General features: G+C 54.1%; 13 protein-coding genes. 10 read left to right on the top strand and 3 right to left on the bottom strand.

Annotation, left to right across the window (positions count from 1 at the left end; genetic code table 11):
- Nucleotides 1-36: 36 nt before the first annotated feature.
- The gene (locus JRJ22_RS27270; protein ID WP_206102318.1) at nt 37-732 is read left to right on the top strand and encodes a TorD/DmsD family molecular chaperone; all 696 of its coding nucleotides are present in this window, start codon (nt 37-39) and stop codon (nt 730-732) included.
- A 106-nt stretch (nt 733-838) separates the two neighbouring features.
- Here the strand turns inward: JRJ22_RS27270 and JRJ22_RS27265 are convergent, their stop codons facing one another.
- Nucleotides 839-4003, bottom strand: coding sequence for an efflux RND transporter permease subunit (locus JRJ22_RS27265; protein WP_206102317.1), 3165 nt, complete (start codon nt 4001-4003; stop codon nt 839-841).
- Nucleotides 4004-4115: 112 nt separating this feature from the next.
- Nucleotides 4116-5030: a TetR/AcrR family transcriptional regulator gene (locus tag JRJ22_RS27260; RefSeq protein ID WP_206102316.1), complete on the bottom strand. Its 915-nt coding sequence runs from the start codon at nt 5028-5030 to the stop codon at nt 4116-4118.
- 227 nt (nt 5031-5257) lie between these two features.
- Here JRJ22_RS27260 and cls point away from each other — a divergent pair, with 227 nt between their 5' ends.
- Nucleotides 5258-6766 carry a cardiolipin synthase gene (gene cls, locus JRJ22_RS27255; protein WP_206102315.1) on the top strand — a complete coding sequence of 503 codons (1509 nt, stop codon included), beginning with the start codon at nt 5258-5260 and terminating at the stop codon, nt 6764-6766.
- Nucleotides 6767-6816: 50 nt separating this feature from the next.
- Here cls and JRJ22_RS27250 read toward each other — a convergent pair whose 3' ends face one another.
- Complete coding sequence (locus JRJ22_RS27250) at nt 6817-8295, bottom strand: phospholipase D family protein (protein ID WP_206105329.1); 1479 nt, start codon at nt 8293-8295, stop codon at nt 6817-6819.
- Nucleotides 8296-8618: 323 nt separating this feature from the next.
- Here JRJ22_RS27250 and JRJ22_RS27245 point away from each other — a divergent pair, with 323 nt between their 5' ends.
- The 8 genes from JRJ22_RS27245 (at nt 8619) to JRJ22_RS27210 (ending at nt 17705) form a co-directional block, all read left to right on the top strand.
- Nucleotides 8619-9536 carry a MerR family transcriptional regulator gene (locus JRJ22_RS27245; protein WP_206102314.1) on the top strand — a complete coding sequence of 306 codons (918 nt, stop codon included), beginning with the start codon at nt 8619-8621 and terminating at the stop codon, nt 9534-9536.
- A 194-nt stretch (nt 9537-9730) separates the two neighbouring features.
- Nucleotides 9731-11278: a phytoene desaturase family protein gene (locus tag JRJ22_RS27240; RefSeq protein ID WP_206102313.1), complete on the top strand. Its 1548-nt coding sequence runs from the start codon at nt 9731-9733 to the stop codon at nt 11276-11278.
- The gene (locus tag JRJ22_RS27235) at nt 11275-12747 is read left to right on the top strand and encodes a phytoene desaturase family protein (RefSeq protein ID WP_206102312.1); all 1473 of its coding nucleotides are present in this window, start codon (nt 11275-11277) and stop codon (nt 12745-12747) included. Before JRJ22_RS27240 ends, JRJ22_RS27235 begins: the two co-directional genes overlap by 4 nt.
- Nucleotides 12740-13585 carry a phytoene/squalene synthase family protein gene (locus JRJ22_RS27230; protein WP_206102311.1) on the top strand — a complete coding sequence of 282 codons (846 nt, stop codon included), beginning with the start codon at nt 12740-12742 and terminating at the stop codon, nt 13583-13585. The genes JRJ22_RS27235 and JRJ22_RS27230 overlap by 8 nt, the downstream gene beginning before the upstream one ends.
- Nucleotides 13585-14370, top strand: coding sequence for a carotenoid biosynthesis protein (locus JRJ22_RS27225; protein ID WP_206102310.1), 786 nt, complete (start codon nt 13585-13587; stop codon nt 14368-14370). The genes JRJ22_RS27230 and JRJ22_RS27225 overlap by 1 nt, the downstream gene beginning before the upstream one ends.
- The gene (locus tag JRJ22_RS27220) at nt 14339-15076 is read left to right on the top strand and encodes a lysophospholipid acyltransferase family protein (protein ID WP_206102309.1); all 738 of its coding nucleotides are present in this window, start codon (nt 14339-14341) and stop codon (nt 15074-15076) included. The genes JRJ22_RS27225 and JRJ22_RS27220 overlap by 32 nt, the downstream gene beginning before the upstream one ends.
- The gene (locus tag JRJ22_RS27215) at nt 15073-16233 is read left to right on the top strand and encodes a glycosyltransferase family 2 protein (RefSeq protein ID WP_206102308.1); all 1161 of its coding nucleotides are present in this window, start codon (nt 15073-15075) and stop codon (nt 16231-16233) included. The genes JRJ22_RS27220 and JRJ22_RS27215 overlap by 4 nt, the downstream gene beginning before the upstream one ends.
- Nucleotides 16230-17705, top strand: coding sequence for a phytoene desaturase family protein (locus tag JRJ22_RS27210; RefSeq protein ID WP_206102307.1), 1476 nt, complete (start codon nt 16230-16232; stop codon nt 17703-17705). The genes JRJ22_RS27215 and JRJ22_RS27210 overlap by 4 nt, the downstream gene beginning before the upstream one ends.
- Nucleotides 17706-17725 lie beyond the last annotated feature (20 nt).

Raw genomic sequence — 17725 nt, 5'->3', positions numbered from 1 at the left:
TTGCGCCTCGGTCAAACCAATAGGGAGGTTTTACAAATGACGATACCAACTGTTCCAGCGCTTGTCGTTCCGGAGGTTTTTAGCCGCTGGCTGGAGAGCCGGGGATTAATATATCAGATCTTAGTTGATTTTTACGGTCGTAAACCATCGCTTTCACTCGTTGCTCGGTGGAGCACCAACCGGCAAATGGCCATGGCTGCTGAAATGACGGAGGGTGGACGGGAATTGAAACGCTACCTGTGCAGCCAGGACCCGTCAGAGCTGCTGATGATCTGCGAGAAGGAGACCCTTGAGTACACCAGACTGATGAATGAGCGTCCGGTAAGCCTTTTTGTTGCACGCGAAGCAGCGGAGCTCGGCCGTGAGCAGGAGTTCTGTAATGTACTCTCCGATGTCTATGCCTCGGCGGGGATTGTCTTCAAGAAATGCAGCGGGGAAGCGGATGACCATATTGCGATTGAGCTTGAATTCATGGCCGTGATGCATGAGCGGATGCTGTTTAACAGCTTCTCCATCCGCAGCGCCATGGAGCTGCTGGACATTCAGGAACGGTTCCTTGAAGAGCATTTGCTGAAATGGACACCGCAGTTCTGCAGCCGTTTTAACGCGGCGACGGACAGCCCGCTCTACCTGGGCCTCAGCCATATGCTTGAAGAATTCCTGCCGCAGGATCTGCAGATGCTGCGGGCCTGGAGAGCTTCACTGGAGAGCAGCGCGGCAACGATGGCCTAAGCCCGAGGAGATAAATAAGCTGGCAAGCACAGTTCTGCTAGAATTCAAAAGGCGCCTTTCCATTTATGGAAAGGCGCCTTTTTTGAAAATATAAAAATTCTAAATGCTATTCCTCAACCCGCTTGCTGCGGAATTTCATCAGGAATTCATAGACCACCGGCACCACAACAAGTGTCAGCAGGGTGGAGCTGACCAGACCGCCGATAACGGTCACGCCCAGACCCTTGGAGATAATCCCGGCGCTGTTCTCCAGCCCGGTTACCAGCGGAAGCAGAGCCCCGATGGTCGCGAGTGCGGTCATCAGAATCGGACGAAGGCGGGTACCGCCGGCCTCAAGCAGCGCTTGGCGGGTAGACAGGCCTTCTTTTTCCTTGTGAATAACCCGGTCGATCAGAACGATCGCGTTGGTGACGACGATACCGATCAGCATCAGTGCGCCCATCAGTGCAGAGACGTTCAGCGTTTCTCCGGCCAGGAGCAGAGCAACAAGGGCTCCGATTACGGTGAACGGCAGGGAGAACAGGATCGCGAACGGTGCGAGACCGCCGCCGAATGTCACGACAAGCACGAAGTATACAATGGCAATTGCGGCTGCCATGGCGATTCCGAGCTGGCCGAAGGTTTCATTGATCTGCTCAGTCACACCGCCGAAGGAAACCGTTACTCCATCCGGCAGATCCAGTGCTTCAACCTTCTCCTTCACGCTGTTCGAAGCGCTGTTTACATCGCTGGCGATAATATCCGCTGTTACATCAACGCTCATCTTGCCGTCTATGCGGGTAATGGTATCGGGCGATGTGCCTTTTTCAATGGTGGCCACCTGGCTGACCGGCACCGTAAATCCGAGGGGAGAGGTCAGTGTGGCAGCTTCCATTTCCTGAATACTGCTGTATTTAGTAGTATCGGCTTCAATGTAAACATTGTAGTTCTTGCCGTCAACAGCCACCTCTGTCAGTACCGGACGGGTATTGACCGGACTCAGCTTCATGGCAATTTGTCCTGCGGTCAGACCAAGCGAGCTAAGCTTCGCCTGATCGGCAACAACGGTGTATTGCTCATACGATTCGGAGAGGCTGGTCTCTCCATCCTTGAAGTTTTTGGTGTCGGCATTCACGATGCCCGCAATCTCATCGGCTACCGGCTTCAGCTGATCCAATGTATCGCCAAAAATGTTCACAGTCAGCGTATTGCCGCCAAGCCCGCCGCCCGCCATGCCGGACATATCGCCCCACACGCCATCCGGCACTTCCTTCGTCAGATTTTCAATCAGCTTTTCCTTGACGGTTTCGAAATCAGGCGTATCGCTGTCATAGGTGATATAGAAAAGGCCGGAGTTGTTCGAGCCCATTCCCATGAACCCGCTGCCCCCGATGGAATACTGCATGTTCACTACATGCTCTTGGGCCAGAATGAATTTTTCTGCCTTCAGGCCTTGCTGCTGCACATCCTCAGCCGTCTGTCCGGCTTTTGGCGAGAAGGTCATAATTACACTCTTATCTTCCTGGGATGGCATAAAGCTCACGCCGATCGGTTTGATCAGGAACAGGCTGCCCACCAGTAAAAGAACAGCAACCCCAAACGTAATCAGTTTGTGGGAAAGACACCAGTTCAGGATCTTCTGGTAGCCTACAGCCATTTTGCCCGGCTTCTCCACATGATTCTTCTTGCCCTTCTTCAGGCCATTACGGAATAGCGAGTGTGCCAGTGCAGGCACCAGGGTAATGGCTACGACCAGTGATGCGATGAGCGAGAAGACCATGGTCAGTGCGAACGGCAGGAACAGCTCGCCTACCATACCGCTGACGAAGGCGAGCGGCAGGAACACGGCGATTGTAACAATGGTGGAGGACATAATCGGTACGAACATTTCACGCGTAGCTGCGCTGATCAGTTCTCTGCCGCGCAGCTTCTCTCCCGACAGTGTCATACGCCGGTAAATGTTCTCGATAACCACGATGGAGTCATCGACGACGCGGCCGATGGCGACGGTCATGGCCCCGAGGGTCATCATGTTAAGGGTAATATCCATCTGGCGCAGGCACAAAACGGCGATGAGCAGCGACAACGGGATGGAGATGATGGAAATAATGGTTGAACGGATGTTACGCAGGAACAGCAGGATGATGAGCACTGCGAACAAGGCACCGAAGGCGGCCTTGGACAGCATGGTGTTCACGGAATCCTCAATCGGCTTGCCTTGATCGAGCAGAACCGTCAGTTCCAGATCCTTATATTGCTGCTTCAATTCTTCGGTTTTGTCCTTAACGCCATTTACAACTTCAACAGTATTGGCGTCATTGGCCTTTACAATCTGAATTCCGATCGACTCTTTGCCGTTTGTACGGGAGATCGATTCTGATTTGCCTGTAACTTCAATGGCTGCAAGTTCTCCCAGCTTCACAGTCGGCAGTCCTGCAGCAGCTGCGGCGCCGGCCGGACCGGCACCAGCTGCACCGGCACCGGCTGCATCTGCAGCACCTGCTGCTCCGGCTGCACCCGTTCCGGGAGCTGTACCGCCGGCTGATGGCACCAGTGGAATTGCCAGGTTCTTAAGATCATCTACGGTGGTGATATTGCCATCCACTACAACGGCCTTCTGGGATTTTTCCATTTCGAACAAGCCGAGCGGCACCCGGAGGGAGGAGGCCTGCACAATACCCTTGATCGTATCTTCAGTCAGGCCGTATTGTTTCAGCTTGGCCTGATCAAACTTAAGGGAGACTTCCTTCACATATTGCCCGGCGATGGATACGGAAGCTACGCCTTCAATATCTTCAAGGGCAGGACGGATGTCGTTCTCGGCAATGCGTGTCATCTCCTCCAAATCAGCCGAGCCGTTATCCGTCAAACTTAGCGAGATGACCGGAAGTGAGCTGAGACTGAACCGGGAGATGGTCGGCTTCTGGGCCTCGTCCGGCAGTGTTACGTCATTAAGAGCCTCGCGTACCGCTGCTGTAGCATTGTCCAGATTCGTGCCGTAATCAAACTCGATTTGAATGCTGGAAGCATTCTCGAGTGAGGAGGAGGTGATCATTTTGACGCCGTCTACATTGCGCAGCTTTTGTTCCAGCGGTTTGCTGACGTCATTTACGACACCTTCAGGCGCTGCACCAGGATAAATTGTAGTCACGCTAAGGTAAGGGATGCTGATATTTGGCAGTGTCTCCTGCTTCATGGTAAGTCCGCTGTAAAGACCCGCGAACACGATAATGATCGTCAGAAGCCAAATCGCGAATTTGTTTCTTAGAGAAAAATTAATCAAGCTTTTCATAAGTATGATTCTGCTCCTCTCGGACTTTCCTGATGGAAAACCCTAAATTAATGTTGTGCTGCCTGCCTATCCGTTACTTCTCTCTCTGCTTCCACTTCCATTTGCGCGAGGATTAGTGAAACCCGCATGAATTCGGCATATAAGGCGATATCAATTTTTGCAGGGCGGCCAGCTCCCCGTGTAGGACAGGATGTTCCTGAAGGTTGGCCAGCATCCCGCGGATGATAACTTTGCGGGGATTCGGCATGAGAAATTCACTCTCCAGAACAGCCAGTGATTCCAGGCCGTCTTCTACACTCTGCTGCTCTGCTGCCGGAATACTCGTGAGCAGCGCCTTCATCTCTTTGATTAGCTGCAGCGGATTTCTGCGCTGGCTGTCCTCCTGCACGTTCATCCAATTCTCCAGAATGGCGGAGGGAATCAGCGGCTCCTTATGGCCGGTGAGCAGGCCGGCTGCGACGATGTCGAGCAGGTCTACCAGATGATCGGCCAGCCGGGCAATGGCAACCGTAGACTCCTGATTGAAGATAAGCCGGATGAAGGCGTGAATCATTCCGTCTGCGAACAGGAATAAGTCTCCGGTGTACGGGAGAATCTCCCGGCCATAGAGAATCTCCAGCTTGTTCTGGAACCAGAGCAGCAGGGGAGCATTGGACTTGCGGATCCATTCCGGGACCTCCGTTCCGCCCTTTCCGGCGATTTCCTGGAATTGACGCTGCAAAAATTCACGCAGCTCGTATACATGGGTGAGCAGGATTTCAACCTGGTTGCGCAGCTTTTCCTTTGGGGTACTGCGGCTCTGCTGCTCCTCACGCTGCAACGGATCACGGATCATGCGGAAGCAATATATATAAATGCTGCGCTCCAGCTCTTCCTTGGACTTGAACACCAGGTATAGACTGCCCTTCGATATTCCGCAAAGCTCGGCAATCTCCTGCATGGACGTGGAGGACGAACCTTTCACAGCGAATAGCTGCATTGCTGTCTTGATAATCTGCTCTTTTTTATTTGCATTTTTATCAGCCACGAAACAGTTAGACTCCTTTCTGACTTGTTGGTTCTATTATTGACTGCAAGGTCAAAGTGATTATAGTATATATTTCGGAACAATACAAATCCCGTTGCAGCAGAGGTTACAGTATTGTTGTAATTTCATTTTTGCAGTGGTTTACAGTAGGAAGAAACGTATTCTTCAGGTAATATATAAATGTGACATTTTAGTGATCGAAGGTAGAAAGAGAAGGTAGGTTACCCATGAGAAGAGGACTGCAGGCTATAGTCATTATTGCTGCATTACTGGCATTTTATTATTTTGGTTTCGGCATTTTCGGAAGTACAGCCGGGACAATCATCAGTATTTTCTCCACGCTGACCGTCATCTCCATCGGTCTTGGCATTTTCATGGAAAACCGCAATCCCTCCACAACCATGGCCTGGATTCTGCTGCTTGCGCTGATTCCGGTACTCGGGCTTGTCTTTTATTTCCTCTTTGGACAAAACGTGTTCAAGCGGCGCAAATATGATAAGAAGGCCCAGCGCGATCTGATGGCTTACGAGCGGATTGAGAACGATGCACTGCGTACGCATCAGGACTGGTCTATTTTTGAACCTTCCCGCCAAAAGCTGCTGGGTCTGTCGCAAAGGCTGGCCCGGACACCGATATCCTTCAGTTCGGAAACGCGGATTCTGACCAACGGCGAAGAGACATTCGGCACCTTGCTGCTGGAGCTGCGGCAGGCACAGCATCATATTCATATGGAATATTATATTTTTCGGGCTGACCACATCGGAACACGCATTCAGCAGATTCTGATTGAAAAGGCACGGGCAGGCGTCACGGTCAGATTTATGTATGACGCCGTTGGCAGCATTCAGCTTTCCAAAGCCTTCCTCAAGGAATTGACCGATGCAGGGGTACAGGTGGCGGCTTACGGCAATTCTACTTCCTTTTTCTCCAGCCGGGTGAATTACCGTAATCACCGCAAGATTGTAGTCATAGACGGGGATGTCGGCTTTATGGGCGGACTTAACGTTGGGGACGAATATCTCAGCCGCAGCAAGACGTACGGGTTCTGGCGCGATACGCATATGCTGCTCCGCGGTGAGGCCGTGCGGACGATGCAGATTATTTTCCTGCAGGACTGGATGCATACGACCGGGGAGAAAATACTGGAGCAGGATTATCTCTCCCCGCAGCTGCGTTTTACAAACGGGGACGGGGCAGTACAGATTATTGCCAGCGGACCGGACAATGAGCGCCGGGCACTCAAGAACATCTTTTTCTCCATGATTACTTCTGCGGAAAAATCGGTATGGATTGCCAGCCCCTACTTTATCCCGGATGAGGATATCCTGACCGCACTGCGGGTTGCCGCGATGTCCGGCCTGGATGTGCGTCTTCTGTTTCCGGCCAAACCGGATAAATGGCTGCCGTTTCTGGCTTCGCATTCCTATTTTCCGGCGCTGCTGGAATCAGGCGTGAAGATTTACGAATACGAGAAGGGCTTTATCCACTCGAAGCTGCTGATTACAGACGGGGAGATCGCCACCATCGGCACGGCGAATATGGATATGCGCAGCTTCCATCTTAATTTTGAAGTAAACGCTCTGCTGCTGCAGACGGAGAGCGTGTCACGTATTGTAGCTGATTTTGAGCGCGATCTGCTGTCGACACGCCTGATTGTGCATGAGACCTTCATGAACAAAAGGCTGCTCGAGCGGCTGCTGGAATCAGCGGCACGGCTGATGTCACCGCTGCTGTAAGACGAGAAAACCGCCGGAAGCTATGGAGCTTCCGGCGGTTCTTTGCTGTTTTAAAATGTGGTGAATCCCAGGCTTACCTGTATCCGGAAGATGACATATTTCAGCCAAGTCACATCGCTCTGATATTCCTCCAGCGGCAGACTGTATTCTGCGCCTTCGTTAGTCCACAGCCGGTTGAAATAGCCGGATATCTCCGTGTATAGCGGCTGATCGTGCGGGACAGCCACCCAGAGATCATTCTCCAGATTGTAATCGTCAAGGTTGCGGGCTGTGAAATTGGTTGAACCACCAAGGACAACTGATTTGCCTGAGGCCTTGTCGATAAACATCAGCTTGGTATGATACTGCTCTTTGCCGGTATTGTACCAGCGGATACCGATTTTTCCGTCTGAACGCCGGTTCAGGTCCATGGCGACTGGACGGTTCGGGATCCCAATCTTGTCCCGGCCGAAGGCATTCTGATTCGGGTCCAGCAGGAGGCGTACCTCCGCGCCGCGCTCTGATGCCTCCAGCAGGGCGTTGATTATGGCATCATCGGCAAGATAGAACATACCCATCCAGATCATATCGCCCTGCTCCGCCCCGCGGATCCCTTCAAGTGCATACTTATATACTTTGCCCTCCGTTAAATAACGCACCTCCAGCGGACCGCCGGCAGCTTCAGCCGTCTGCGTGAATTCAGGCGTCTTGCCCAGCAGCGGGCCGGCATCCGAGAGGTCGGCCGCAGCCTGCTCAGACCGCAGGATGTCGGCAATAACCGGGCCTTGTACCTCCAGCGCTATATTGGAATGATAGGCACTGGCATCATGCACGTTGCCGGAGGAGATGAGTGCGGTATTCTCACTGACCACAACTTTGCGGTGATTGGCTTTTACATTGAGCAGCTTTAAATAAGAACGGGCTGTAATATCCGGCCCTTCGCTGGCCATTAGATTCGGAATCCAGCCGTTTCCGGACTGGCCGAACCACTGGATGAAGGTGCGCCATACGGCGGAGTAGGCAGGCGTCGAATCGCGGAGTGCATCTACATCGGTTATCACTACCTTGATGCCTGCCGATTTCAGCTCATCCAGCAGATGATTGGAGGCGGAGCCGTAATTGGTGTTAACCTCATCGGTTATGAAGACGATATCCATGGCAGGATAAGCGGCTTTGTGAGCGATAAGCTTATCAGCAAGCTTCCGGCTGACTGCGGGGTACTGCTGGTCTTTATGAGTGTAGTCATTGAACAGGAACAGATCGATCACCAGAAATTGCCGGGACTCATCGACAATTTGCAGTATCCTCGGTAATATTTCCTCCTCCCACTCCTCGTCCCCGCTACCCGCCTGATAGGTCAGATCGTGTAAGAAGCTGACGTTGTCAGCATGATATACAGGGCTCTCATAGGAGATACCTGGCGGCAGCGGTTTATGGGTCTGATAGATCATGACGGCGACCAGCCACAGTATGAGCAGGACAGCGGCAGCCAGCCATAGACGCCGCCGCGGGAATTTCCGTTTTTGGGAGTCAAGGGATGAACCGGTCATGGAGTTGCTGGATTGATACAGCCGTTCCTGCGGGCTGGGTTGTTTGCTTGAATTCATAGGGCGATCCTCCTGGGTATGCTCCGGCTTTGTAACAACCTATTACCGCTCTGGAGGGAGAAGTGAAGCAGACAGATGGCAAATATCTGATTCTATAGTGTTGCTGAATGAGTATAAGGTTATTCCTGTCTCTCTTATGTTGGGATAGCCTATAACCTTTAATGACATAATACTTATGCATATGTATAATGGGTGTAGATAATTTGTATAAGGTTTAAAGATTCAAAACCATGCAGCGGGTATAGGGAAAGAGAGTGGGATGCTACGTGTACTCTATCAAACAGGTCGTCGAAATGCTGGATATTCCGTCTGTCACGCTGAGGGCCTGGGAAAACAGATATCAGGCAGTTACTCCTGAACGGACCGAATCCGGCTACAGGCTGTATAGCCAGGAGAACATCGAAGATCTTCGCTGGCTGAAGGAGCAGACCGAGAAGCAGGGCATCAGCATTTCGCATGCAGTCCGGCTGCTGAGAGCCCGCAAAGAAAAGCCTATAGAGGATCTGCATGCAGGAGCGGGCGGAACGCCCCAGGAAGCTTTTGAGAAGATGAAGCAGCAGATTTACACGGCTCTGCTCGAATTCCAGGGAGAACGGGCGAATGCGCTAATCGACTTTGGCTTCTCGATGTACGGGTATGAGGCGATGTTTCATCAGGTGCTCGTACCCGTACTGGTCAAGGTGGGTGATGCCTGGGAAGAGGGTACGGCAACAGTAGCCCAGGAGCATTATATGACCCACATGGTCTCAAACCGCTTTTATCAATTCTTCCATGTGTTTCCCGTCCATGCCCATTTACCGAAGGTGCTGGCTTTTTGCCCGGAGGGGGAGCATCATCAGGTAGGACTGCTGCTGTTCTCGCTTTTCCTGCGGAAGAACGGAGCCGAGGTCATTTATCTGGGGGCGAATACGCCGGAAGAAGGGGTCATGGCGATGCTGGAAAATCAGAACCGGATCGGGGCGATTTGCCTGTCGCTTACTTGCAAGGACCTGCTTCCCTACTGCGAGGGTCTCATTAAACGTTTGAGCGTAGCCTGCCCGGGGGTGCGGTTTATTCTGGGAGGCAACGGTTTTGAGGGGGCTGAGTTCTCCTCTACGGAAGCCGTTGCTATTATAAATGAGCCTGCAGAGCGCTGGCAGGACCGGTTTGATTATCTGTTTACAGGAATAAAGAGCAGGCCCTGAACCGGGCAGAAGAGAGAATCCTAAGGTATCACTTTCAGGTGATGTCGGAGGGTTCTTTTTTTACGTTATTTACACAGACCCATAAAGTATGTATGATATCTGTATAAGAAATGTATAGTTTTTGTATAAGGTTTGTAAGGGATGTCCTTATTGTATAGAAATCGTATAGATGCAGAGAAGAGGGAGTGGAGCAGATGATTGGAAAAAGCGCCGCAAAGGTTGCTGTAGTCGGTGCAGGCCCCGGAGGTCTTGCCGCAGCTATGCTTCTGGCTGCCGAGGGCTACGAGGTAGAGGTTTATGAGAAGCAGGAGGTCGTTGGCGGAAGGTCGGGAGAACTTCGGCTGGGGGAATACCGCTTTGACCGCGGGGCCACCTTTCTGATGATGCCGCATCTGCTGGAGGAGCTGTTCGCTTCAGCAGGGCGCTCCCTGCATTGCTATGTATCTCTGCAAGAGCTGGATCCGCTCTACTCCCTGCATTTCGGAGATACCGTATTCCGCCCCTCGACGAACCAGGACCAGACTGCGGAGGAGATTGAGCGGCTGTTCCCGGGGAATGGGGCAGGCTACCGCCGGTTTATGGCTGATGAAGATGATAAGTTCGGCAGAGTGATGCCGCTGCTGCAGCGTCCCTTTCAATCCCACCGAGATTATGTAAAAAAAGATGTGCTGCACGCGCTCCCTAAGCTTCATGCCACGGATACGGTGTATAACCGTTTATCCCGGTATTTTGATGATGAGCGGCTGCGCTATGCCTTTACCTTCCAGGCCAAATACCTCGGCATGTCGCCATGGGAATGCCCCGGAACCTTTACCATATTGTCTTATCTGGAGCACCGCTACGGCCTTTATCATCCGATTGGCGGAATTAACCGGGTGCTTCAGGCTATGGGGGAGGTCACTAAGGAGCATGGGGGCCGTATCCATACTTCCTGCGGAGTAGAGCGCATCTTGGTCAAGAACGGCCATGCAGCGGGGCTGCTGCTGGAGAATGGAGAGAGAGTGGACGCAGATTATATCGTCATCGGAGCAGACTTCGGTTCGGCAATGACCCGGCTGTTTGAGCCGGGTGTACTCAAGAGATACACACCTGCCAAGCTGGAGCGCAAGCGTTACTCCTGCTCGACGGCGATGCTGTATCTGGGGGTAGACGGTGCTGTGGATCTTGGACATCATTCCGTTCATTTCGCAGAGGATTACCGGAGAAATGTAGATGAAATAACACGGCTTGGCACGTTGTCGGAGGATCCTTCGATTTATGTGCATAACCCTTCGGTTATAGATCCTACCTTGGCTCCTGCAGGAAAATCCTCGCTATACGTGCTGATGCCGGTCCCCAATCTTCAGGCCGGGATTGACTGGAACCAGGAGAGCGCCATCGTTGAGGAAGAGATGATGGAACGACTGGAACGTATTCCTCAGCTTAGGGGATTGTCCTCCAGAGTGGAGGAGAGCCAGTTCTTCTCGCCGCTCGACTGGCAGAACAAACTGGGTGTATATAACGGGGCCACCTTTAATCTGGCCCATAACCTCGGGCAGATGATGTATCTGCGCCCGCATAATACCTTCCAGGAGGTCCGCGGCATTTGGCTGGTCGGCGGCGGTACCCATCCGGGCAGCGGGCTGCCAACGATCTTCGAGTCGGCTAAGATCAGTGCTCGCCTGCTGCAGGAGCATGACCGCGCAGCCCGCAGTAAAGCCGTAGTCCAGACAGGCGTTGCCGGCACGGGAGCTGCACTGTGAGCCGGGTGGCCATTGTCGGCGGCGGCATCGGCGGGCTGACGGCCGCATTACTGCTTAGCCGTCAGGGGCAGGAGGTTGTACTGTATGAGCGTGCCCCGCAGGTGGGCGGGCGGGTTGCCTTCGAAGAGAAGGGGCCTTACCGGATCGACCAGGGGCCTACGATCGTACTGCTTCCCGAGATGCTGCTGGGCATTCTGGAGGAAGGCGGGCTGCCGGCTGGGAGCCTGGAACTGCTGCACTGTGATCCGCTCTGCCGGATTCACTTTAAGAGCGGGCGTGTCCTGACTAAGTATGCCGATGTTCAGGAGCAGGCTGCAGAGATTGACCGTAATTATCCGGGAGAAGGCGCGGGGTTTATCCGCTTCATGAAGGATATGTCGAGGCTGTATCCGCGGGGCAAGGCTTCTTTTCTGGAACGGGGCTTCCAGCGTAAACGCGATTTCTTCAGTCCGGGCAACCTGTCGCTGATGGCACGGCTGCGCGCCTATAAGAGCCTGCGGTCGGCAGTAGGACAATATTTCAAGAGTGAAGAGCTGAAGGATGCCTTTTCGCTGCAAAGCTTATACATCGGCGGCGCCCCTTTCCGCACACCTGGGATCTACACGATGCTGCCTTACGCCGAGCATGCCTTCGGCATCTGGATGCTGAAGGGCGGATACGGCCGTCTGCCGCAGATTATAGAACGTGAGCTGGTAAGGCGGAGCGTAGAGATTCATACAGATACCGAGGTTGAGGCGTTGACTGTAAGCGGCGGACGCTGCCGCGGCGTTGTTATTCAGGGTGAAGCGATTCCTTACGATGCTGTGCTGTATAACGGAGATTTCCCGCATCTGGAAGAGCTGCTGGGGGGTGCTTCAGAAGGACACGGGAGATCGGGGAACAGCAAATTCAAGCCTTCCTCGGGCTGTCTGCTGATCTATGCGGGAGCGGCCAAAAGATGGCCTGATTCACAGGTGCACCAGTTTTTCCTGCCGGAGAGCCTGAATGACAATCTGCGTGAATTGTTTGATCACGGGAAGATTTCCCATAGCCCTTCTTATTATGTATTTAATCCGGCGGTACTCGATGAACACGCGGCTCCTCCCGGCGAGAGCGTATTATATTTTCTTATCCCTGTTCCGGCAGCCCCGGACCTGGATTGGGCGAACCTGGCCGGACCGCTGGCCGACAGGGTGCTGGCGGATGCGGAAGCCCGCGGATTTCCGGGGCTTCGCGGGAGTATCACGTGGCATAAGCTCCGTACCCCCGCTGACGCACTGGAGGAAGGGCTGTTCGGCGGAGGCAGCTTCGGGATCGCGCCTGTGCTGGGGCAATCGGGCGTCTTCCGGCCACAGCCGAAGCCCTATCCGATACAAGGATTATACGCGGCCGGCGCTTCCGTACATCCCGGAGGCGGAGTGCCGATTGTAATGCAGGGGGCAAGGCTGGCTGTACATGAGATGATGAAGGAGATGAGTATCCATGAATGAAACGATTTTGCTGCAATGCGGGGAACTGATGAGAAGAGGATCTTCTTCCTTCCATAAAGCGTTTGACGGTCTGCCCAGCCCGCGCCGCGAAGCGGTGCATGTTATTTATGCGTTTTGCCGGATCATTGATGACAGTGTGGATGAGCCGGAGAATTCACCGTATACCATTCATGAGCTCCGCAGCATGTTCTTGAAGCTGGAGCAGGCCGAGGGGCATTTCATCTGGCCGGCCTTGCGCTGGCTGTTCAGCAGCTTTCCCCAATTGAGCCAAGAGCCGTTTTTGCTGCAAATGGAAGGTCAGCTGAGGGATCTCACCTTTACGCATTATGAGACGATGGAGCAGCTGGAATCTTATTGTTATCTTGTAGCGGGGACCGTTGGAGAGATGCTGCTTCCTGTACTGCGGGATGACGATAATGAAGAAGCACGGGCTGCGGGGATATCACTTGGAATGGGCATGCAGCTTGTGAACATTATACGTGATGTAGGCGAGGATTTAAGGCGCGGACGCAGGTATCTCCCCCTTGAAGTGCTGCAGAGAAACGGTTACAGCGAGGAAGAGCTGGCTCAGGGCGAAGTTAATGAACGGTTTATTGCTGTACTTCAGGAATTGAAAAGAGATGCATTGACTTATTTTAAGCGGGGTCTGGATAATGTCTGGACGTATCCTCCCCAGAGCGGAATGGCTGTAGAGCTGGCTGCCGCTTTTTATGCCGCAATACTCGATGCAGTGGCTGCTGAAAATTATGATGTGTTCCACAAGCGGGCATACGTCAGCGACGAGGCGAAGGTGCTAATGTTCCGGCGCACGGCTGCGCGGTATGCCATGGTGTACTGATGATCAGGACCCTATTTTGGATATGGTATGCCATTGGCGCATTGCTGCTGATCCTGTTCAGTATTCCCAAGAGCCTGGAGTTTTCCAGTGGTCTGTTTCTGATTCTATATGCGGTTTATGCCGTGGATTTGATGGCCGGGGGTTATATGCGCCCCTTTATGTCCGACCGGTCAGTCATTTTTTCAGCTGATAAAAGCTACCGCCGGCTCTGGCTCCCGGCTGTTCTGATCTGGACCGGCGGAATGGCTGTGGAATGGTTTGGGGTTCACTCCGGGCGTCTGTTTGGCAATTATGAATATTCCTCTGCCCTTGGACCGCTTGTCTACGGCGTGCCGGTCACGCTGGGTTTTGCCTGGATAGCTGTAGTGTGCAATGCTGTGCTGTTAAGTTATGACTTTGGCCAAACCGGGCTCCGATTACGGGGCATAAGGGCAGTTCAGACCGGCTTCTGGAGCGTGCTGCTGGATCTGGTACTTGATCCCGTCGCTCACGCCAGGAATTTCTGGCACTGGGAGGATGGCGGCGGATTATATAGTGTTCCATGGAGCAATTTTGCCGGCTGGTTTGTGGTTGGAGGACTGTTGTCACTGTTCCTGCCCAATGTACAGCTGTCCTTTCGGGCAGCCCGCAGAGGGACCCGCTTATATCAGGCGATTCTGATAATGTTCGGGCTTATAGGACTGCGTGAAGGATTGGTGCTCTGCACGGGTATAGCCGTACTTGGGGCCGTTCTGGCGGAAGGGGGCCTGCGTTATGCTGGAAGCCGCCAAATCCGGAAGCTTTAACCGATGGTTTTACCGTTACAATTCACTGTATTTGCTCCGCCGGCATTTTCATTTCATTGGACTCTCGGGGGAGCTGCAGCCGCCAGCTGCCGCCGGCCGGCCTGTGCTCTACCTGATGAATCACAGCTCGTGGTGGGACGGACTCCTGGCTTACCATGCTGCCGGACGGCTGAGCGGAACCCGGCATTATTTCATGATGGAAGAGGAGCAGCTGCGTAAATACGCCTTCTTCCGCAAGCTCGGAGCGTACTCCATTAACCGCAGCAGCACCGGGGATGTCAGTGCCTCTCTCCGGTATACGGCAAGGCTGCTGCGTGAAGGCGGCAGCGTCTGGATCTACCCCGAAGGGGAGATTCTGCCGCTCGGACACCGCCCGCTGGTTCTGAAGGAAGGGGCTGCGCTGGTGCTGCGCCTGTGTCCGCAGACAGCCGTTGTGCCGGTTACGTTATACCACGGCCTGTTCCGCCATACCAGACCGGAGGCAACTCTTCTGGCCGGGGCACCGCTTCTGCTTCCCTGGGGGGATATGGACCGGCGCAGTATTTCCCGGGAACTTGAGGCAGCGCTTGGAGCACAGCTTGAGGTCCACAGCAGCCAGATTCTTAACCATAAGGGATACATGCCGGAGAGCTTCAGGCCGCTGATGAGAACCGGAAGATCTACGAATGAGTGGCTGGATGCCCTGAAAGGAAGGACTGGACGATGATAAGCCTCCTGCAAGGGATCACCTTTATCCTGCTGTTACAGCTGCTGTTTGCAGTATGGAATGCTGCGCAGCTTCCGAAGCTGGGAAGCCGGCTGAAGGGCAACACTCCTACAAAAATGCTGCCTATGGCTGATATGCCGGTCCGAACGGTATCTGTACTGGTCCCCGCCCGTGATGAGGCAGAGGGGATTGCGGCCTGCCTCTCCTCCGTGCTGGATTGTGATCCCCCGGATGGCTGGCGGGCGGAAATCCTTGTGCTGGACGACCGCTCCAGTGACGGTACGGGAGCGATTGCCGCTGCAGCCGGACAGGGCCGCGTCCGTGTGCTGCCGGGCCGTGAGCTGCCGGCAGGCTGGCTCGGCAAGTCCCATGCCTGCGCGCAGCTGGCGGAAGCTGCCTGCGGAGAATGGCTGCTGTTCCTGGATGCCGATGTCCGGCTGCGTCCGGGAGCCCTGCAAGCAGACCTTGCTGCAGCAGAACAGCAGGGGAGCGGTCTGATTACCGGCTTCCCCTTGCAGATTACCGGCTCCTGGCTGGAGCGGCTGGTTGTTCCGCTAATGGGCTTCACGGTAATCTGCCATCTGCCGGTTATGCTCGTCCGGGGATCGCAGGATCCCCGCTTTGTTGCCGCCCATGGCGGCTTTATGCTGATCCACAGGGACAGCTATGCCCGCTGCGGGGGGCATGCAGCCATCCGGGGCGAGCTTGTGGATGATATGGCTCTGGCCCGGGCGGTTAAGCATGCGGGTGAACCGGTGCTGCTGGCTGACATTACGGAACATGCTGAAATGCGGATGTACCATAATGCAGCGGAGGTGTGGAGTGGTTACCGTAAGAACATCTATGCCGGCCTGGGCCGCAGACCCTCGCTGCTGCTGGGCATATTGCTGCTCTATATGCTGCTATATGTAATGCCTTATGCGGCAGCCGGTTACTTTGGCCTGACTGGACAGGGGCAGGGTCTTTTATGGTCTATTTGCGCCTGTGCGGTGGGCATAGCTGTCAAAAGAACCAGCGATTCCGCAGGCAGACAGCCCCTCTGGTTCTGTTTCTTGATTCCGGCGAGCATCTTAAGTCTGAGCGCAATCGCAGTAAGCTCCTGGCGCGGCAGCTATTCCGGCCGGGGCTATGAATGGAAAGGGAGGAAATACCGATGAAACCGGAGGCAGTCATTATTGGTGCCGGATTCGGCAGCTTATCCTGTGCGGTGACACTGGCTGCAAAAGGCTGGAAAGTGACCGTGCTGGAACGCCAGCCCCAACCCGGAGGCAAGCTGCAGCGTATAACGCAGCAAGGTTATACCTTCGACAGGGGACCGAGTACGATAACGATGCCGCATGTTTTTCGTTCCTTGTATGAGCTGGCCGGCGAAACGATGGAAGACTACGTCCAGCTCTATGAGCTGGAGCCGCGGACACGTAATGTTTTCGCCGACGGCACCGTGGTGGATTTCTCGAAGAATGCCGGGTTTATGCAGGAACAGATTGCAGCTTACAGCCCCGCCGATGCTGCCCGTTATCCGGAGTTTATGAGCGAAGCTGCCGCGTTGTACCGTCTCAGTGAACAGCAGTTTCTGGGCAGACTGCTGCTCTCCTGGAAGGACAAATTATCTCCCGCCCTTATGCGCGGTCTCGTTCGTGTACGTCCCTTTCTTTCACTGCATTCCCTGCTGGGCCGGTACTTTAGCCATCCTCACACCCTGGCCATGCTGGGCCGTTATGCTACCTATGTCGGCTCATCGCCCTTTCAATCACCGGCGATTTTTGCCATGCTGGCACATCTGGAGAGCCAGGAAGGAGTCTACGGAGTTCACGGCGGAACGTATAAGCTGGTGGAGGGGCTGGTTTCCCTGGCTGAGAAGCTGGGCGTTCAGGTGGTAACCGGGACAGAGGTTACAGAAATCTCCGTGAAGAACGGCGAGGTGGAAGGTGTAGAGACAGTCAGCGGTTTCTATCCTGCTAAGACCGTAATTGCCGGCGGGGATGTGCTCAGCATCAACCGGATGCTGCTGCCCCGGCACAGCCGCCCGGGAATGAGTGACCATAAAATAGCTTCCTATGAGCCATCGCTGTCTGGCCTAGTCACTCTGGCAGGTGTGCAGCGTAAGTATGAGGCTTTGCTGCATCATACGGTATTTTTTCCCGAACAATATGAGCCGGAATTCAAGGATATCTTTAGCCGCAGGCGCCCTCCGGCCCAGCCCGCAGTCTACGTATGCTACTCGGGTTATTCAGAGCCGGATATGGCCCCGGAAGGCGCTAGTAATCTGTTCATTCTGGCTAATGCCCCCTATTTAAGCGGTGCCTGTGACTGGAAGGATGAAACTGCAGTTTACGGAAATAAGGTACTGGCGATGCTGGATGCACATGGAATTTCCGGCATAGGTCAGGCAGAAGTGCTGCAGCATTACACGCCGCAGGATATCGCAGATGATACCTTAGCTCACCGCGGAGCGATTTACGGTATCTCCTCCAATTCCGTGCGGCAGACATTTTTCCGGCCGGGAAACCGTTCGAAGGATGTCAAAGGACTGTGGTATGTTGGTGGAACAACACATCCCGGCGGAGGTACGCCGGTTGTATCACTTTCAGGCAGGCTCGTTGGCGAAACCATTGCAAGGAGTCTATAATTCAGGTCTGGTGCAAGGCT

Source organism: Paenibacillus tianjinensis (genome assembly GCF_017086365.1).
In the GTDB taxonomy this organism is placed as follows: Bacteria; Bacillota; Bacilli; order Paenibacillales; family Paenibacillaceae; genus Paenibacillus_AQ; species Paenibacillus_AQ tianjinensis.
Note: the sequence above shows the minus strand (reverse complement) of the source record. Positions and strands in the feature narration are given on the sequence as shown.